Genomic DNA, 908 nt, shown 5'->3' with positions numbered 1-908 from the left:
AGCGGCGCCGATAGTGTGACGCACGAAGGCGCCGGCCTGGAACAGGTCGGAGCGTCCGCCGCCGCCGTTGACGACGCTGAAATTGGTGCCGCCGCCGGCAAGTGCAAAGCCGACCAGCGTGTCGCGCGAGATGCGATAGTCGGCGCCGACAGCGGTGCCATAGAGGCTGCTGCTGGTGTTGTTCGAGCCGGCGATCGAGTTGCCGTCGGTCTTCTGCGAGCCGCCGAAGCCCGCCGCCCACACGCTCCAGCGCTGCTGGAACGGCACCGCAGCTGGTGCCTTGGTATAGATCGCCGCCAGCGCGTCGTTCGGGCTGCGCTTCCTCGCGGCATAGGCGAGCGCTTGCTCGTCGGCGTAACCGGTTGCGTTGCCGCCGGCGGTTGCACCGTCACCGCGTCCGGCGACGAACGGATCGGTCATCACCCCCATGAACTGGTTCATCGCATTGAAGGTGGACTGCTGCGACCCGGTCGCGGTTTCGCCGGAGACCTGCGTCAGGGCGGTGGCGAGACCGGAGCCGGTCAGAGCGAACAGCGCGTTGAAGCCCGCCGGCATGTTGGCGCCGGCCAGGAGCGCATTGTCGATTCCGGCCGCGACGTTCTTCTGGTTGATATTGGCATTGGCGGGCAGGTTCGGCGACAGCAGGCCGGGATCGACCGTCAGTAATACCTCGTTGCCGACATAACTCACCCGCGCATTGCGGGCGAAACTGTTGCCGGCGAGAACGCCCGCCGTGTCGAAGGTGCCGTTGACGGTGCCCGCGATCATGATGGTGTAGGTGGTGGTTGCGCTGATGCGCGCCAGCGGATCGACCGTGACCTTGCCCGCAAGGTTGGCGGTGCCGGTCACAACCGTCATGTCGCTCGATGCGCCCGATATCTGCACCAGATAGGTCGATGCCGCCGTCA

1 protein-coding gene is annotated in these 908 nt (G+C 66.4%); it reads right to left on the bottom strand.

The window, feature by feature from the left end:
* On the bottom strand, positions 1-908 hold a 908-nt coding region (locus IVB32_RS28550), incomplete at both ends, for an autotransporter domain-containing protein (RefSeq protein ID WP_247412077.1).

It is taken from the genome of Bradyrhizobium sp. 23 (assembly GCF_023073295.1).
Lineage (GTDB): Bacteria > Pseudomonadota > Alphaproteobacteria > Rhizobiales > Xanthobacteraceae > Bradyrhizobium > Bradyrhizobium canariense_D.
This window is presented reverse-complemented; position numbering and strand designations above follow the sequence as displayed.